Source organism: Streptomyces sp. NPDC059255 (genome assembly GCF_042752355.1).
Lineage (GTDB): Bacteria > Actinomycetota > Actinomycetes > Streptomycetales > Streptomycetaceae > Streptomyces.
In genome coordinates this window covers 65943-81766 of the sequence record NZ_JBHYZP010000009.1, presented here as the reverse complement: position 1 = coordinate 81766, position 15824 = coordinate 65943, and the positions used below count along the sequence as shown (strand labels likewise).

At 74.0% G+C, this 15824-nt stretch carries 11 protein-coding genes; 6 read left to right on the top strand and 5 right to left on the bottom strand.

What is annotated here, in order from left to right; genetic code table 11:
- Window positions 1-86 precede the first annotated feature (86 nt).
- Window positions 87-2765: a helicase C-terminal domain-containing protein gene (locus ACFXKG_RS14150; RefSeq protein WP_384837239.1), complete on the top strand. Its 2679-nt coding sequence runs from the start codon at window positions 87-89 to the stop codon at window positions 2763-2765.
- Here the strand turns inward: ACFXKG_RS14150 and ACFXKG_RS14145 are convergent.
- Window positions 2728-3411, bottom strand: a complete 684-nt coding sequence (locus ACFXKG_RS14145) for a VanZ family protein (RefSeq protein WP_384837528.1) — start codon at window positions 3409-3411, stop codon at window positions 2728-2730. The two genes, ACFXKG_RS14150 and ACFXKG_RS14145, sit on opposite strands and share 38 nt — an antisense overlap.
- Window positions 3412-3682: 271 nt before the next feature.
- Between ACFXKG_RS14145 and ACFXKG_RS14140 the strand changes: the two genes are divergently transcribed.
- On the top strand, window positions 3683-5326 hold the full coding sequence (locus ACFXKG_RS14140; RefSeq protein ID WP_384837236.1) for a DNA repair helicase XPB: 1644 nt from the start codon (window positions 3683-3685) through the stop codon (window positions 5324-5326).
- A 40-nt stretch (window positions 5327-5366) separates the two neighbouring features.
- On the opposite strand, the gene ACFXKG_RS14135 is transcribed toward ACFXKG_RS14140, so the two are convergent.
- Window positions 5367-6707: a glycosyltransferase 87 family protein gene (locus ACFXKG_RS14135; RefSeq protein ID WP_384837233.1), complete on the bottom strand. Its 1341-nt coding sequence runs from the start codon at window positions 6705-6707 to the stop codon at window positions 5367-5369.
- Window positions 6708-6731: 24 nt separating this feature from the next.
- On the bottom strand, window positions 6732-6932 hold the full coding sequence (locus ACFXKG_RS14130) for a hypothetical protein (RefSeq protein WP_382886565.1): 201 nt from the start codon (window positions 6930-6932) through the stop codon (window positions 6732-6734).
- A gap of 379 nt (window positions 6933-7311) precedes the next feature.
- On the opposite strand from ACFXKG_RS14130, the gene ACFXKG_RS14125 reads away from it, so the two are divergent.
- On the top strand, window positions 7312-9429 hold the full coding sequence (locus tag ACFXKG_RS14125) for a HelD family protein (protein WP_384837525.1): 2118 nt from the start codon (window positions 7312-7314) through the stop codon (window positions 9427-9429).
- 249 nt (window positions 9430-9678) lie between these two features.
- Here the strand turns inward: ACFXKG_RS14125 and ACFXKG_RS14120 are convergent, their stop codons facing one another.
- On the bottom strand, window positions 9679-10398 hold the full coding sequence (locus ACFXKG_RS14120; protein ID WP_384837230.1) for a copper homeostasis protein CutC: 720 nt from the start codon (window positions 10396-10398) through the stop codon (window positions 9679-9681).
- A 182-nt stretch (window positions 10399-10580) separates the two neighbouring features.
- Here ACFXKG_RS14120 and ACFXKG_RS14115 point away from each other — a divergent pair, with 182 nt between their 5' ends.
- The 3 genes from ACFXKG_RS14115 to ACFXKG_RS14105 all read left to right on the top strand — a co-directional run bounded on the left by ACFXKG_RS14115 (window position 10581) and on the right by ACFXKG_RS14105 (window position 15157).
- Window positions 10581-12908 (top strand): heavy metal translocating P-type ATPase, encoded by a 2328-nt coding sequence (locus ACFXKG_RS14115; RefSeq protein WP_384837227.1) that lies wholly within the window; start codon window positions 10581-10583, stop codon window positions 12906-12908.
- A 110-nt stretch (window positions 12909-13018) separates the two neighbouring features.
- Window positions 13019-13687, top strand: a complete 669-nt coding sequence (locus tag ACFXKG_RS14110) for a hypothetical protein (RefSeq protein WP_384837224.1) — start codon at window positions 13019-13021, stop codon at window positions 13685-13687.
- 186 nt (window positions 13688-13873) lie between these two features.
- Window positions 13874-15157, top strand: coding sequence for a Cmx/CmrA family chloramphenicol efflux MFS transporter (locus ACFXKG_RS14105; RefSeq protein ID WP_384837522.1), 1284 nt, complete (start codon window positions 13874-13876; stop codon window positions 15155-15157).
- On the opposite strand, the gene ACFXKG_RS14100 is transcribed toward ACFXKG_RS14105, so the two are convergent.
- The gene (locus tag ACFXKG_RS14100) at window positions 15090-15806 is read right to left on the bottom strand and encodes a TetR/AcrR family transcriptional regulator (protein ID WP_384837221.1); all 717 of its coding nucleotides are present in this window, start codon (window positions 15804-15806) and stop codon (window positions 15090-15092) included. The genes ACFXKG_RS14105 and ACFXKG_RS14100 overlap by 68 nt on opposite strands.
- Window positions 15807-15824 lie beyond the last annotated feature (18 nt).

Below are 15824 nucleotides of genomic sequence, written 5' to 3'. Positions count from 1 at the left end.
CCCACGCGCTGAGACGCGAGTGAAAGGGCCTTCACGGGCTAACGTGGAACGAATGGGGACCCGCGCAGGCTGAGCAGGAGGCGAACGTGTCCGAAGGAACCGGCGGTACGCCAGGGCCGGGCGGTACGCCCCCGCGCACGCTCGCGGAGGCCCTGCGCACCCGGGGGGACGACGCCCTCGCCGCCCTGCTGCGGGCCAGGCCCGATCTGCTCAACCCCGTGCCGGGCGACCTCACCCAGCTCGCGACCCGCGCCGGGACCCGCGCGTCCGTCGTACGGGCGCTGGAACGGCTCGACCGGTTCACGCTCCAGACCGCGGAGGCGCTCGCCGTCGCACCCGAGCCCGCGCCGTACGACACGCTGCGCGCGCTGCTGACCGGCGACGAGGGCGACGAACGCATCGAGGCGGCGCTGCCCGCCGCCGTGGCGGCCCTGCGGGACCAGGCGCTGCTCTGGGGCGGTGACGACCGGCTGCGCCTCGTCCGCACCGCCCGTGAGCTGCTGGCACCGTCCGCCACGCACCCGTCGCCGACCGGGCTCGGCCCGACGGTCACCGAGGCCACCGCCGGGATGTCGCCGGGCCGGCTCCAGGAGATCCTGACCGCGACGGGGCTGCCCTCCACCCACGACCCGGTCTCCGCCGTGGCCGCGCTCACCGCGCTCTTCACCGACCGGACGCGGATGGCGGCGCTGCTCGACACCGCCCCCATGGACGCGCTGTCGGTGCTGGACCGGCTGGTGTGGGGGCCGCCGTACGGCGAGGTCACGTCCAGCCCGACCCCGCCCGTGCGGTGGCTGCGCGACCGGGGGCTGCTGCTGCCCGCGACCACGCGGACGGTCGTCCTGCCCCGTGAGGCCGCGCTCCATCTGCGCGCCGGGCGCGCACACCGCAGGCCGGAGCCCGTGGCGCCCGCGGTCGCGCCCCGCGCCGAGGGGGCGGGTGCCGGGTCGGCGACGCGTTTCCAGGCCGTCCGGCCGGAGAGCGGGCGCCCCGAGGACGGGCGTCCGCAGGCCGTCGCCCGTCCACAGGTTGTGGACAGCACGGCCGCCGGCCAGGCGTACACGGCTCTCGCCACCGTCGAGGAGCTGGCCAAGGACTGGAACGAGGGCGGCCCGAACGTCCTGCGGGCCGGCGGGCTCTCCGTACGCGATCTCAAGCGCACCGCCACCGCCCTCGACGTCACCGAGCCCGTCGCCGCCTTCTGGGTCGAACTCACCTATGCGGCAGGCTTGCTGGCGACGGACGGCGAGACGGAAGAGCGGTACGCGCCGACCCCCGGCTACGACGACTGGCAGGAGCTGCCCGCCCCCGAGCGCTGGGCCCGGCTCGCCACCGCCTGGCTGACGGCGACGCGCACGGCGGGCCTGGTCGGCAGCCAGGACTCCAAGGGCCGTACGCTCGCGGTGCTCGGCCCCGACCTGGACCGGGGCCCCGCGCCCGAGGTACGCCGCCGGGTCCTCGAACTCCTCGCCACGCTCCCCGAGGGCACCGCCCCCGACCCCGAGTCGCTGCTCGCCCGGCTGCGCTGGGAGCGCCCCCTGCGCGGCGCGTCGGCCGCCGGGCGCCCGGACGACCTGCGCGGGCGCCTCGCGGCGTGGACGCTGAACGAGGCGGAGCTGCTGGGGATCACGGGCCGGGGCGCGCTGTCGTCCCACGCCCGCGCGCTGCTGACCCCGGACGGAAAGGACGAGAGGGGAGAGACCACGGGCACGAGCGGTACCGGCGGACTCTCCCCGAGCGGTACCGGCGGCCTCTCCCCGGCCGGGCTCCGCGCCGCCCACGCCCTCGCGCCGCTCCTGCCCGAGCCCCTCGACCACGTACTCCTCCAGGCCGACCTCACCGCCGTGGCCCCGGGCCCGCTCCTGCGCCACCTCGCCGAGCTGCTCTCCGTCGCGGCCGACGTCGAGTCGAAGGGCGGCGCGACGGTCTACCGCTTCACGCCCGGCTCCGTACGCCGTGCCCTGGACGCCGGACAGTCCGCCTCCGACCTGCACGAATTCCTCAAGAACCACAGCCGTACGCCCGTACCGCAGCCCCTCGCCTATCTCATCGACGACGTCGCGCGGAAGCACGGGCATCTGCGGGTCGGGGTGGCCTCCGCGTACGTACGGTGCGACGACGAGGCCGTGCTCGACGAGATCCTGGCCGACAAGCGCTCCCAGAGCCTGCGGCTGCGCCGCCTCGCCCCGACCGTCCTCGCCGCCCACGCTGACGCGGCGACGCTGCTCGAAGGGCTGCGCGCCATGGGGTTCGCGCCCGCCGCCGAGTCCCCGGACGGCGATGTCATGATCACGCGCGCCCACGCCCACCGCACCCCGCCCCGCGCGGCCCCGGCGCCGGTCCCCGACGGGCCGCCCACGCCGGACGGGACGCTGCTGAGCGCGGCGGTACGGGCGATCCGGGCCGGGGACATGGCGGCGACGGTGGTCCGCAGGCCGGTGCCGGAGCCGATGGCGTCCGGCTCGGCCACGCTCTCGGCAGCGGCGGCGATGTCCGGCAGCGCCTCCGCGGCCGGTGCGAACGGGGCGCTTCCCCGTACGACGTCCGCCGAGACGCTGGCGACCGTCCAGGCCGCCGCCATGACGGGCTCGGCGGTCTGGATCGGCTATGTCAACGCGGACGGCGCGGCCAGCCAGCGCGTCATCGCGCCGGTCCGGGTGGAAGGCGGCTTCGTGACGGCGTACGACCACACGGCCGACGAGGTCCGTACGTACCCGCTGCACCGCATCACGGGAGTGGCGGAGCTGGCCGACGACCCGGCCTGAGCCGCCGGAGCCGCCGGGCGGCTGTCCGCCCGGAGAGCCGGAGCCGGGCGGACAGCCGCCCGGCCGACTTCGCCAGGGCCGCCTTCGGCGCCGGCTTCCCGGCCTTCCGCGCCGTCTTCCGTGCCGCCTTCGGCCCCGGCTTCGGCTCCGGCTTCTGCTTGGGCTTCTGCTTCGGCTTCTGCTTCGGCTTCCGCTGCTCCGGCTCCGGTTTCGCGCCCCTCTGCGACGGCACGCTCAGCATGTGGAACCGGCGCGAGACCCGCCGTCCCAGCAGCAGATACCCGATCAGCGCGCCGCTCGTGTTCAGAATCACGTCGTCCACGTCGAAGGCGCGCCCCTCGACCATCGCGCCCTGCGCCAGCTCCACCAGCGTCATCACCACCGCCGTCAGCAGCACCACCCGCACCATCCGGTGCCTGGGCGGCATGAGCAGCGGAAGGATCACCCCGAAGGGCGCCCCCATCAGCAGATTTCCACCGATCTGCTTGCACGCGGCGAGGAACGTGTAGTCCTCCGCGTACTGCCGCAGCGAGTGCCCGGGGCGGAGGTTGGACCCCGCCATGTCGGCCGACACCGGGGACGGCGTCAGCGTCAGCTCGGCCAGTACGGCCGCGAACCCCACCAGGCAGACGAAGGCGACCCCCATGATCACCACCCGCAGCACGGTCCTCCCCCACGACACCCCCGGCACACCCCCCGGGGCGGCACTCGCCGGCCCGGTCCTTTCCGTCTCAGCGGTCATAGCCCCCTGATGCCCCCGCCCCCGGGGGATACGCCCGTACCGGAAGGAGTCCGGGCCGGTACGGGGTCCGGGCCGGTACGGGGTCCGGATCGGCGCGCGATGCGCGACACTGGTCGTTTGGCATCCGGATGCCCAGCGGATGACGCCATGACTGAATGACGGAAAGGGCGCAACTGTGAACGGACCGCTCATCGTCCAGAGCGACAAGACGTTGCTGCTCGAAGTCGATCACGACCAGGCCGACGCCTGCCGTCGTGCCATCGCGCCCTTCGCCGAACTGGAGCGCGCGCCCGAGCACATCCACACCTACCGGCTGACGCCGCTCGGCCTGTGGAACGCCCGCGCCGCCGGGCACGACGCCGAGCAGGTGGTCGACGCGCTGGTGGAGTTCTCCCGCTACCCCGTGCCGCACGCCCTCCTCGTGGACGTCGCCGAGACGATGGCCCGCTACGGGCGGCTCACGCTCAGCAAGCACCCCACCCACGGGCTGGTCCTGACCTCCACCGACCGTCCCGTGCTGGAGGAGATCCTCCGCTCCAAGAAGGTCCAGCCGCTGGTCGGCAACCGGATCGACCCGGACACCATCGCCGTGCACCCCTCCGAGCGCGGTCAGATCAAGCAGACGCTGCTCAAGCTGGGCTGGCCGGCCGAGGACCTCGCCGGTTACGTGGACGGCGAGGCGCACGCGATCGAGCTCGACGAGTCGGGGTGGGGGCTGCGCCCGTACCAGAAGCAGGCCGTCGAGGGGTTCTGGCACGGCGGTTCAGGGGTGGTCGTGCTGCCCTGCGGCGCCGGGAAGACGCTGGTCGGAGCGGGGGCGATGGCCCAGGCCAAGGCGACGACACTGATCCTGGTGACCAACACCGTCTCGGCCCGCCAGTGGAAGCACGAGCTGGTGCGGCGCACCTCGCTGACCGAGGACGAGATCGGCGAGTACAGCGGTACGAAGAAGGAGATCCGGCCGGTCACGATCGCCACGTACCAGGTGCTGACGACCCGCCGCAAGGGCATCTACCCGCACCTGGAGCTGTTCGACTCGCGCGACTGGGGGCTGATCGTCTACGACGAGGTGCATCTGCTGCCCGCGCCCGTCTTCAAGTTCACCGCCGATCTCCAGGCCCGGCGGCGGCTCGGGCTGACCGCGACGCTCGTACGGGAGGACGGCCGCGAGTCGGACGTCTTCTCGCTCATCGGGCCGAAGCGGTTCGACGCGCCGTGGAAGGAGATCGAGGCGCAGGGGTACATCGCCCCGGCGGACTGCGTCGAGGTACGGGTCAACCTCACCGACGGCGAGCGGCTCGCGTACGCGACCGCCGAGACGGAGGAGAAGTACCGCTTCTGCGCGACGACGGCGACGAAGCGGAAGGTGACGGAGGCGCTGGTGCGCAAGCACCGGGGCGAGCAGACCCTGGTGATCGGGCAGTACATCGACCAGCTCGACGAACTCGGCGAGCATCTGGACGCGCCCGTCATCAAGGGGGAGACGAGCAACGCGCAGCGCGAGAAGCTCTTCGACGCGTTCCGGCAGGGCGAGATCTCGGTGCTGGTGGTGTCGAAGGTCGCGAACTTCTCGATCGACCTGCCGGAGGCGACGGTCGCGATCCAGGTCTCCGGCACGTTCGGCTCCCGCCAGGAGGAGGCCCAGCGGCTCGGCCGGGTGCTGCGCCCGAAGGCGGACGGCCACGAGGCGCGCTTCTACTCGGTGGTCGCGCGCGACACGATCGACCAGGACTTCGCGGCGCACCGGCAGCGGTTCCTGGCCGAGCAGGGGTACGCGTACCGGATCGTCGACGCGGACGAACTGCTCGCCGAGGGGTGAGGGGGGACCTCCGGGGGATCCCGCCCACGAGGGGCGCCCGCTACTCGTGCTTCTCCGCGTATGCGACGCCGGCGTCCTGCCGCCCGGCTCCCGAGCGGCCCGGCCCGGCGCCGCCACGGGGACCCGGCAGGCGGGAGGAGGGCCCGGTGGCGCCGGACGCGTCGTTCCGCAGGGCCCGGATGCGCCAGGCGGTGAGGATCAGGAGGGTGAGGGCGCACAGCGCGTACGGGGAGATCAGGGGCTGCTGCCACCACGCCAGCCGCAGGGCCGGCTCGCCCTCGTACGGTACGGCCCAGAAGCTCCGCGCCGTCCAGACCGCCCCGGCCGGCGCCGCCGTGCAGAAGCGGCGCTCGGCGAGCAGGGCTGCCAGCAGGGGCACGCACCACACCCACTCGTGCGACCAGCTCACCGGGGTGACGAGAAGCGCGGTCGCGGCGGTGAGCAGGATGCCCCAGCTCTCCGACCCGGCCCGGACGGCGGCGCGGCGGGCGGCCCACAGTCCGCAGACGGCCGTGAGCAGCGCCGCGACCGCCCAGACGGCGGCCGGCTCGGGGGTGTGCAGCAGGCGGGCCAGCAGGCCGTGCAGGGACTGGTTGCCCGCGGTCCACGCGGCGCCGGTGCGATCGGTCTCGAAGACCTGGCTCGTCCAGAACTCCCTGCTGGCGTACGGGAGTACGAGCATCCCGAGCAGTACGGTCCCGGCGAGCGAGGCGAGGGCGGTGAGCCCCTGCCGTACGCGGGAGGTGAGCAGCAGGTACGCGATGAAGACGGCGGGGGTGAGGGTGATGCCCGCCGCGATACCGAGGGCGAAACCCTTGGCGAGGGCGTGGTCGGGGCGGGTGAGGTCCCACAGGACGAGGCAGGCGAGGGCGAGGGCGATGTCGCCCAGGAGGATGGTGCGGGTGACGGGTTCGAGCCAGAGTCCGGCCGCCACGGCGGCGACGGCGAGGACGGCGCCGGATCGGCCCACGAGCCGGCCGGAACGCCCCACGAGCCGGAGGGACAGCCTTACGAACAGCGCGAGCAGCGCGATGTTGCCGAGGACGAAGACCACCTTGAGGGCGCCGACGGGCAGCCAGGTGGTCGGGACGAAGAGGATCGCCGCGAAGGGCGGGTACGCGGTTCCGTAGGTGCCGGTCCCGTAGATGCCGGACCCGTAGATCCCGGATCCGTAGGCCCCGGAGCCGTAGACCCCGGCCCCGTACAGGTCGATCCCGTAGGGGTCGCTCCCGCCGAGGACGGCGGCGCCTTCGGCGCGGTAGACGAGTGTGTCGGCCAGCGGGACGGGCCGGGTGACGCAGAGGGTGGCGAACGCGGCCAGCGAGAGGACGAGCGCGCCCACTGCGACGAGTGAGCGAGGAGTCACGGTCCGGTAGGTCACGGCCGCGACCCTAGTGGATAGGGGTCAGCGGTGGCGCTTGATGCCCGCCTCCTCCGCATACTCCCCCAGCACGGCCACGTTGAACGCCGCGGTGAGGAAGACCTTGGCCGCGCGGAGCGCGTTGCCGACCGGGTGGCCGGGGTGGGGGACGGAGCCCGTCGCGGTCGCGCCGGGAACCGGTGGACCCTGAGGGGCGTGGGCCGGGGTGAAGGTTGCTGTGCTCATATATCCATGGTGACTCCGGGGGCTGTGGACCACATCGCCCCAGGGTTTGAACCGTTTGTGAACCGGCGTACGACTTCCGGCCGGGCGGGTCCCCTACGGGATGGATCCGAGGATGGACCCCGGGGGTCTGCGTCCCTGGCGCGGGGCACCCCCGCGACGAAAAGCATTCGCCCGGCCGTCGTCGGGTGACTACAATCCTGCACCTTGCCCGCCTCCCTCCGTACGGGAGCGCCGTCGTCCGGACGGAAACCGGACGGCCGACCGCCATGACGTGATCCACGCCGGACCGGAGCCCGCCCACCGCTGCCGTACGCCTCTGCTCGTACGCAGGCAGCGGAGCGCGGCCCGTCGGCGTGCGTACAGCCCCGGAGGCAACACCGTGCCCGCGCCCGCCCCTGACCTCTCCGACGCGCCCGACTCGCCCGCCGGATCCCCCGACTCCTCCGACTCCTCCGATCTCCTCGGGCGCGAGCGCGCCCACCTCGGTGCCTCCCGCGCCGCCCTGCGCGCCATGCGCGAGGACGTGCAGGCGCTCGACATCCGCGATGTCACCGCGAACTGGGTCAACGCCGCCGTGCTGGAGTCCCAGATCGAGGAGCGCATCAAGGCGCTCGCCGATCTCGCCCACACCCCGCTCTTCTTCGGGCGGCTCGACTATCTGCACGCCGTCGGGGCGGAGGAGGCCGAGGGGGCGGCGGGCGAGTCCTTCTACATCGGGCGGCGGCACGTCCATGACACCGACGGCGACCCCATGGTGATCGACTGGCGTGCACCCGTCTCGCAGCCCTTCTACCAGGCGTCCCGGCAGAAGCCGCTGGACGTCGCGCTGCGCCGCCGCTTCGGTTACACGGCGGGTGAGCTGACCGCGTACGAGGACGAGCACCTCTCCGACCCGACGGAGACCGCCAGCTCCAGCAAGCTGCTCCAGGCCGAGATCGAGCGGCCGCGCGTGGGCCCCATGCGGGACATCGTCGCGACGATCCAGCCCGAGCAGGACGAGATCGTCCGCAGCGAGCTGGGCGGCACGGTGTGCGTGCAGGGCGGTCCCGGCACCGGGAAGACGGCCGTCGGTCTGCACCGGGTCGCGTATCTGCTGTACGCGCACCGCGAGCGGCTGGCGCGTACCGGCACGCTGGTCATCGGGCCGAACGCGTCCTTCCTCCACTACATCGAGCAGGTGCTGCCCACGCTGGGCGAGTTGGAGGTGAAGCAGGCGACGGTCGCGGATCTGGTCGCGGCCGGCGCGGAGGTGCGCGGTACGGATCCGGCCGACGCCGCCGTCGTCAAGGGCGACGCCCGGATGGCGGAGGTGCTGCGGCGGGCCGTACGGTCGCACGTCACGCTGCCGACCGAGCCGGTCGTGGTGGTGCGCGGCTCGCGCCGCTGGCGGGTGCCGGTGTACGAACTCGTCGAGATGGTCGAGCAGTTGCTCGCCCGCGACATGCGGTACGGCGCGGCGCACGAGGCCCTGCCGCAGCGCATCGCGCACGCCGTGCTCGTACGGATGGAGGAGGCGGGCGAGGCGCCCGACGACCGGGTGCAGAACGCGGTGGCGCGCAATCCGGCGGTGAAGGCGGCCGTCAAGGCCGTCTGGCCGCAGGTGGATCCGGCGAAACTGGTGCTGCGGCTGCTCTCCGACGCGGAGTTCCTGGCCGCCCACGCGGACGGGGTGCTGAGCGCCGACGAGCAGAAGACGATCCTGTGGACGAAGCCGGCGCGGAGCGTACGGTCGGCGAAGTGGTCCCCGGCCGACGCCGTGCTGATCGACGAGGCGGGCGACCTGATCTCCCGTACGCACTCGCTCGGCCATGTCGTGCTCGACGAGGCGCAGGACCTCTCCCCCATGCAGTACCGCGCGGTGGGCCGGCGCTGCTCGACCGGTTCGGCGACGGTGCTGGGCGATCTGGCGCAGGGCACGACGCCGTGGGCGACGGCGAGTTGGGCGGACGCGCTGCACCACCTCGGCAAACCGGAGGCGCTGGTCGAGGAGTTGACGGCCGGCTTCCGCGTACCCCGCGAGGTGATCGCGTACGCGTCCCGGCTGCTGCCCTCGATCTCGCCGGGGCTGGCGCCGGTGGCCTCCGTACGGGAGTCGCCCGGCTCGCTGGCGGTTCGGGCGGTTCCGGACGTCGCGGAGCTGGACGCGGGGACGGTCGCGGCGTGCCGGGAGTCGCTGGCGCACGAGGGGTCGATCGGCCTGATCGCGGCGGACGCCCGGATCCCGGCGCTGGCGCAGGCGCTGACGGCGGCGGGGCTCGGGTATCTCGCGCCGGGCGAGGAGACGACGGCGGCGGCGCGGCTGACGCTCGTACCGGCGTCGCTGGCGAAGGGGCTGGAGTACGACTACGTGGTGCTGGACGAGCCGGCGGCCGTGGTCGACGGCGAACCGGACGAACGGACGGGGCTGCGGCGGCTGTACGTGGCGCTGACGCGTGCGGTGTCGGGGCTGGTGGTGGTGCACGCGGCGGCGCTGCCGGAGCAGCTCACCCGTTCCTGACGGGGGGACGCCCTCCGGGTCCGCGCCCTCCCCCGCGCCCGCGCCTGGGCCTGGGCCTGCGCCTGGGCCTGCGCCTGCGCCTGGGCCTGCGCCCGCCGGGGCGGGTGAGGGCGCCTCACCCGCCTCGGCGGCGGCGCGGCACGTCAGGAGCGGCGCGCACGCCACAAGCACCCCGCACACCACAAGCAGCGCGCACGTCACAAGCGCCACACGTCCGAGCAGTCACGCCCGCCCGAGTGGCGCCCGCCCCTACACGCCGGCCGTCACCGCGTCGAGCGCCGCGCGCCACTCCCGTACCGCCGCCGCCGAGACCGGGCCGGCCCACCCCGCGGGGCGAGCCGCGCCGCCGATGTGGAACGCCGTCACGCCCGCCGCGCGCAGGACGGGAACGTGCGGGAGCAGCAGCCCGCCGCCGGCCATGAGGCGTGCCCCGTACCCCGGTTCGCCGCGCGCGCCGGCCGCCGCTTCCGCCAGGAGGGTGGGCAGGCCCTCGGCCACGCCCGCCGGGGAGCCCGCCGTGAGGTACGTGTCGAGGCCGGGCAGGTCCGCGAGGCGCTTGCGCAGCGCGTCGCGGTCGGCCGCGTGGTCGATCGCCCGGTGGAACGTCCAGCGGCAGCCGTCCAGTTCGGCGATCAGCCGCTCGACCGTCACCAGATCCGGCGTGCCGTCCGGATCGAGGAAGCCGAGGACGAACTCGTCCGCGCCCTCGGCCCGCAGCCGCCGCGCCGCGGCGACCAGCGCCGCCGCGCCGTCGGGGCCGCCGGCGGCGAACCCGTCGGTCAGCCGGAGCATGACCCGCAGGGGGATCGGGACGGCGGCGCGGATCCTCGCGAAGGTCGCGGTGGCCGGGGTCAGGCCGTCGGCCGCCATGTCGGTGACCAGCTCAAGGCGGTCCGCACCGCCGTTCCGGGCGGCGATCGCGTCCTCCGCGTCGAGGGCGATCACCTCCAGGAGTGCACGCTTGATCATGAGCGGGGACCTCATTCATCGGGGGCGGGGAGAGATAGGTCTAGTCCAATATCCCAGCCTAAAGGGCCCGATCGATCACGGCCACCCCTTGCATTGCATACGGGTGGGGGGTATACAGGAGGGACGTTATACCCCTAGGGGGTACGATGGACCTATCGGCCGAAGAGAAGGAGCCGCCGACCATGAGCACCACCCGGACCACCGCCACCACGGACGGCACCCCGACCGGCGCCGCCCCGGGCCGCGCCGCCGAAGTCGAACTCATGATCGGCGGGATGACCTGCGCCTCCTGCGCGGCGCGCATCGAGAAGAAACTCAACCGGATGGACGGGGTCGAGGCCACCGTCAACTACGCCACCGAGAAGGCGAAGGTCAGCTACGGCGACGGGCTCTCGGTCGGCGATCTGATCGCCACCGTCGAGGCCACCGGCTACACGGCCCAGGAACCCGCCCCCGTACGCTCCCGACTCGCACCGTCCGGAAGCGGCTCCGGTGCCGAGAGGGAGACGGAGGAGGGGGAGGAGGACGACGCCGAGCTGAAGACCCTGCGCGAGCGGCTGATCACGGCCGTCCTCCTCGCCGTCCCGGTCGTCGCGATGGCCATGATCCCGCCGCTCCAGTTCGACAACTGGCAGTGGCTCTCCCTCACCCTCGCCGCCCCCGTCGTCGTCTACGCGGGGTGGCCGTTCCACCGCGCCGCCTGGACCAACGCCCGGCACGGCGCCGCCACGATGGACACGCTCATCTCGGTCGGCACCTGGGCCGCGTTCCTCTGGTCGCTCTGGGCGCTCTTCTTCGGCACGGCGGGCATGCACGGCATGACCCACCCCTTCGAGCTGACGATCAGCCGCAGCGACGGCGCCGGGAACATCTACCTCGAAGCCGCCGCCGGGGTCACCGCCTTCATCCTCGCCGGCCGCTACTTCGAGGCCCGCTCCAAGCGCAAGGCCGGCGCCGCCCTCCGCGCCCTCCTCGAACTCGGCGCCAAGGAGGTCACCGTCCTGCGCGACGGCGGGGAGACCACGATCCCCACGGCCGATCTCCAGGTCGGCGACCGCTTCCTGGTCCGGCCCGGCGAGAAGGTCGCCACCGACGGCACCGTCGTCGAGGGCTCCTCCGCCGTCGACGCGTCGATGCTGACCGGCGAGTCCGTCCCGGTCGAGGTGGCCGTGGGCGACGGCGTCACCGGCGCCACCCTCAACGCGGGCGGCCGGATCGTCGTGGAGGCCACCCGTATCGGCTCCGACACCCAGCTCGCCCGGATGGCGCGCATGGTCGAGGACGCCCAGAACGGCAAGGCCTCCGCCCAGCGCCTCGCCGACCGGATCTCCGCCGTGTTCGTCCCCGTCGTGATCGTGCTGGCGCTGGCCACGCTCGGCGGCTGGCTGCTGGCGGGCGGCGGGCTGACGGCCGCGTTCACGGCCGCCGTCGCCGTACTGATCATCGCCTGCCCGTGCGCCCTCGGCCTGGCCACACCGACCGCCCTCATGGTCGGCACCGGACGCGGCGCGCAGCTCGGCATCCTCATCAAGGGCCCCGAAGTGCTGGAGACGACCCGGCGCGTGGACACCATCGTCCTCGACAAGACCGGCACCGTCACCACCGGGAAGATGACCCTCCTGGCCACGCACAGCGCGCCGGGCACCACCGACGACGAGGTGCTGCGGCTGGCGGGCGCCCTGGAGCACGCCTCGGAGCACCCCATCGCCCGCGCGGTCGCGGAGGGCGCCGCCGAGCGCGTCGGGGCGCTCCCCACGCCCGAGGACTTCGTGAACGTCGCCGGGCTCGGCGTCCAGGGCGTGGTCGAGGGCCACGCCGTCCTCGTGGGCCGCGTCAGGCTGCTCGCCGAGTGGGAGATCCACCTCCCGGAGGAGCTGGAGCGGCACCGGACGGCGGCCGAGGCGGCCGGCCGTACGGCCATCGCGGTCGCCTGGGACGGCGAGGCGCGGGCCGTGCTCGAAGTCGCTGACGCCGTGAAGGACACCAGCGCGGAGGCCGTACGGCGGCTGCGCGCGCTGGGCCTGACGCCGATCCTCCTCACCGGTGACAACCGCGCCGTCGCCGAGTCCGTGGCCGCCGAGGTCGGGATCGCCGCCGACCAGGTGATCGCGGAGGTCATGCCCGAGGACAAGGTCGAGGCGGTCAAGAAGCTCCAGGCCGAGGGCCGCTCCGTCGCCATGGTCGGGGACGGGGTCAACGACGCCGCCGCCCTCGCCCAGGCCGACCTGGGCCTCGCCATGGGCACCGGCACCGACGCCGCGATCGAGGCGGGCGACCTCACGCTCGTACGGGGCGACCTGCGCGCCGCCGCCGACGCGATCCGGCTGGCCCGCAGGACACTCGGCACCATCCGGGTGAACCTCTTCTGGGCCTTCGCCTACAACGTCGCGGCGCTGCCGCTCGCCGCCGCCGGGCTCCTCAACCCGATGATCGCGGGCGCGGCCATGGCGTTCTCGTCGGTCTTCGTCGTCGGCAACAGCCTGCGGCTGCGGGGCTTCAAGGCGTCCTGACCCGCACCGGCACGGCCCCGGGCACGACTTCGGGGGCGGCACGGCCGGGGCACGACCACGGGGCCGGGCCCGGAGGGTTTCTCCTCCGGGCCCGGCCCTATGGTCGTGCCATGCCCGACCCCGCCGCCTCCGCCCTCCGCGACCGCTTCGCGACGACCCTCCGCTCGCTGCTTCCGGACGCCACAGCCCCCGCGCCTGGCCCCGGGCCGGACCCGTACCGGTACGCCGACGACCTCCTCGCCCGCTGGGCCGAGCCGCAGCGCCGCTACCACACCACCGCCCACCTGACCGCCGTCCTCGACCGCGTCGACACGCTCGCCGCGTACGCGGAGGACCCCGCCCTCGTGCGGCTCGCCGCCTGGTTCCACGACGCGGTCTACCGCCCCGACCGCTCCGAGAACGAGGAGCGCTCCGCCCGGCTGGCCGAACGGGCACTGCCGGAGGCCGGACTGAGCGCGGCCGGCACGGCCGAGGTCGCCCGGCTCGTCCGGCTCACCGCCGGGCACGCCACCGCGCCCGGCGACCGGAACGGCGCCGTCCTGTGCGACGCCGACCTCGCGGTCCTGGCCTCGGCGCCGGACGCGTACGCCGCGTACACGACGGCCGTACGGGAGGAGTACGGCTTCGTCCCCGACCCGGAGTTCCGCGCGGGCCGGGCGGCCGTACTGGAGCAGTTGCTCGCGCTGCCGGCGCTGTTCCGTACCCCGTACGGCGAGCGGGAGTGGGAGGCGCGGGCCCGCGCGAACATGGCGGCGGAGCTGCGGGGCCTCACCGCCTGATCGGAGACCGGTCCCCTCGCCCGGTCCCCTCACACGATCTCATCATCTGAACAGATGCCCGGCCCCGGAATGTCACGTCTGACGGTGCGGGTTGGACCTGACATGCCCGACTCCGCCGCCGCGTCCCCTTCCCTTCCGCCCGACCCCTCCGCCTCGCCCTCCCTCTCCGCCTCGACTTCGGGCCGTATGCCGCTCGCCGTCCACATCCTCGGTCTCTCGGTCTTCGCCCTCGGCACGAGCGAGTTCATGCTCTCCGGCCTGCTTCCGCCGCTCGCCGCCGACATGGGCGTGTCCATCCCGACCGCCGGCCTGCTCATCTCCGCGTTCGCGATCGGCATGGTCGTCGGCGCCCCGCTGCTCGCCGTGGCCACCCTGCGCCTCCCCCGGCGCACCACCCTCATCGCCCTGATCTCGGTCTTCGGCCTCGGGCAGGTCGCGGGGGCGCTCGCCCCGTCGTACGAGGTGCTCTTCGCGTCCCGCGTGATCAGCGCGTTCGCGTGTGCCGGGTTCTGGGCGGTCGGCGCGTCCGTCGCCATCGCCATGGTGGCGCCGACCGCACGCGCCCGCGCGATGGCCGTCATGATCGGCGGGCTCTCCATCGCCAACGTGCTCGGTGTCCCCGCCGGCGCGTTCCTCGGCGAACACCTGGGCTGGCGCTCGGCGTTCTGGGCGGTCGGCGCGGCCTCCGCGGTCGCGCTGGCCGGTGTCGTGACCCTGATCCCGCGGATCCCGCTGCCCGCCGAGAAGCCGCGGCTCAAGCGGGAGCTGACGATCTACCGGGACCGTCAGGTCTGGCTCTCCATCGCCGTCACCGCGCTCGCGGCGGGCGGCGTCTTCTGCGCCTTCTCGTACCTCGCCCCGCTGCTCACGGACGTGGCGGGCCTGGACAGCGGCTGGGTCCCGACGGTGCTCGCGCTCTTCGGCATCGGCGCGCTGGTCGGTACGGCGCTGGGCGGCCGGTACGCGGACGCGCACCTCTTCGGCGTCCTGCTCAGCGGCACCGCCGCGTCGACGGTGCTCCTGGTGCTGCTGGCGCTGACCGCCGGGAGCCCGGTCGCGGTCGTCGCCCTGACCTTCCTCCTCGGCGTCTCGGCGTTCTACACGGCGCCCGCGCTCAACGCCCGTATGTTCAACATCGCCGCCGCGGCCCCCACCCTGGCGGGTGCGACCACCACGGCCGCCTTCAACCTCGGCAACACGGGCGGCCCCTGGCTCGGCGGCACGGTGATCGACGCGGACCTCGGCTTCGCCTCGACGGCGTGGGCGGGCGCGGCGATGACCCTGGTCGCCATCGCTCTGGCGGCGCTCTCGCTCCGCTTCCACCGGGCGACGGCCGGCCGGGTGGTGGCGGGCTCGGCGGTGGTCTCCGGCGCGGTCCCGGTCACCGGGCGGCCCGCCCCGGTCAGCGAGGAGAAGGTTCCGGTCGGCGAGGGGCCGGCGGATCGACGAGGTCGGTCAGCTCGGCCGTGAACAGCAGGGCGGGGTCGAACCCCATCCCGTTGAAGTGACCGGCGAGTTCCAGCGACAGGGTGCCGTGCATCCGGGTCCAGAAGCTCAGGGCCCGGTGGAGGGTGGCGGACGGGGCGGGGTGGCCGGCCGCCCACTCCCGGTGGCTGTCGAGATGGGTGTCGAGGGGCGACACGGGGGCGTCCGGGGACGGCTCGGGCCAGGTGTCGAGCAGCGTCGTCATGATCTCGGAGGAGATCCCGGTGATGTCGTCGGGCGCGTGATACCCCGGGACGGGTGTGCCGTAGATGAGGAGATAGCGCTGAGGGTCCCCGAGCGCCCAGCCGCGCAGGGCGTGTGCCAGCCCGGTCAGGCCGGCCCCGGAGTCGGCGGCCGCGCGGAGGGTGTCCGCGAGGCTCCGGTAGGCGTCCCTGATCAGCTCGGTGATCAGCTCGTCGCGGCCGGCGAAGTAGCGGTAGAGCGCGGGGCCGCTCATACCCATGAGCTTGGCGATCGCGTTGAGGGAGAGCCCGGACGCGCCCGCCGTGGCGATCTGCTCCCACGCGCGCTCCTTGACCTCGGCGCGCACCTGGGCCCGGTAGCGCTCGCGCGGGGTCACGGCCTTCCCTCCCGTCCGGGTGCGCGCTCCCGGTCCGGTTTCCGTTTCCGCCATGGTCCGTCACCTTTCCAC

What these genes read in the sequence shown, in the direction of transcription:
- ACFXKG_RS14100 (WP_384837221.1), bottom strand. Translation starts at nt 15,806, where the DNA reads ATGGCGGAAACGGAAACCGGACCGGGAGCGCGCACCCGGACGGGAGGG.
- ACFXKG_RS14130 (WP_382886565.1), bottom strand. Translation starts at nt 6,932, where the DNA reads ATGAGCACAGCAACCTTCACCCCGGCCCACGCCCCTCAGGGTCCACCG.
- ACFXKG_RS14110 (WP_384837224.1), top strand. Translation starts at nt 13,019, where the DNA reads ATGCCCGACCCCGCCGCCTCCGCCCTCCGCGACCGCTTCGCGACGACC.
- ACFXKG_RS14120 (WP_384837230.1), bottom strand. Translation starts at nt 10,398, where the DNA reads ATGATCAAGCGTGCACTCCTGGAGGTGATCGCCCTCGACGCGGAGGAC.
- ACFXKG_RS14145 (WP_384837528.1), bottom strand. Translation starts at nt 3,411, where the DNA reads ATGGGGGTCGCCTTCGTCTGCCTGGTGGGGTTCGCGGCCGTACTGGCC.
- ACFXKG_RS14105 (WP_384837522.1), top strand. Translation starts at nt 13,874, where the DNA reads ATGCCGCTCGCCGTCCACATCCTCGGTCTCTCGGTCTTCGCCCTCGGC.
- ACFXKG_RS14115 (WP_384837227.1), top strand. Translation starts at nt 10,581, where the DNA reads ATGAGCACCACCCGGACCACCGCCACCACGGACGGCACCCCGACCGGC.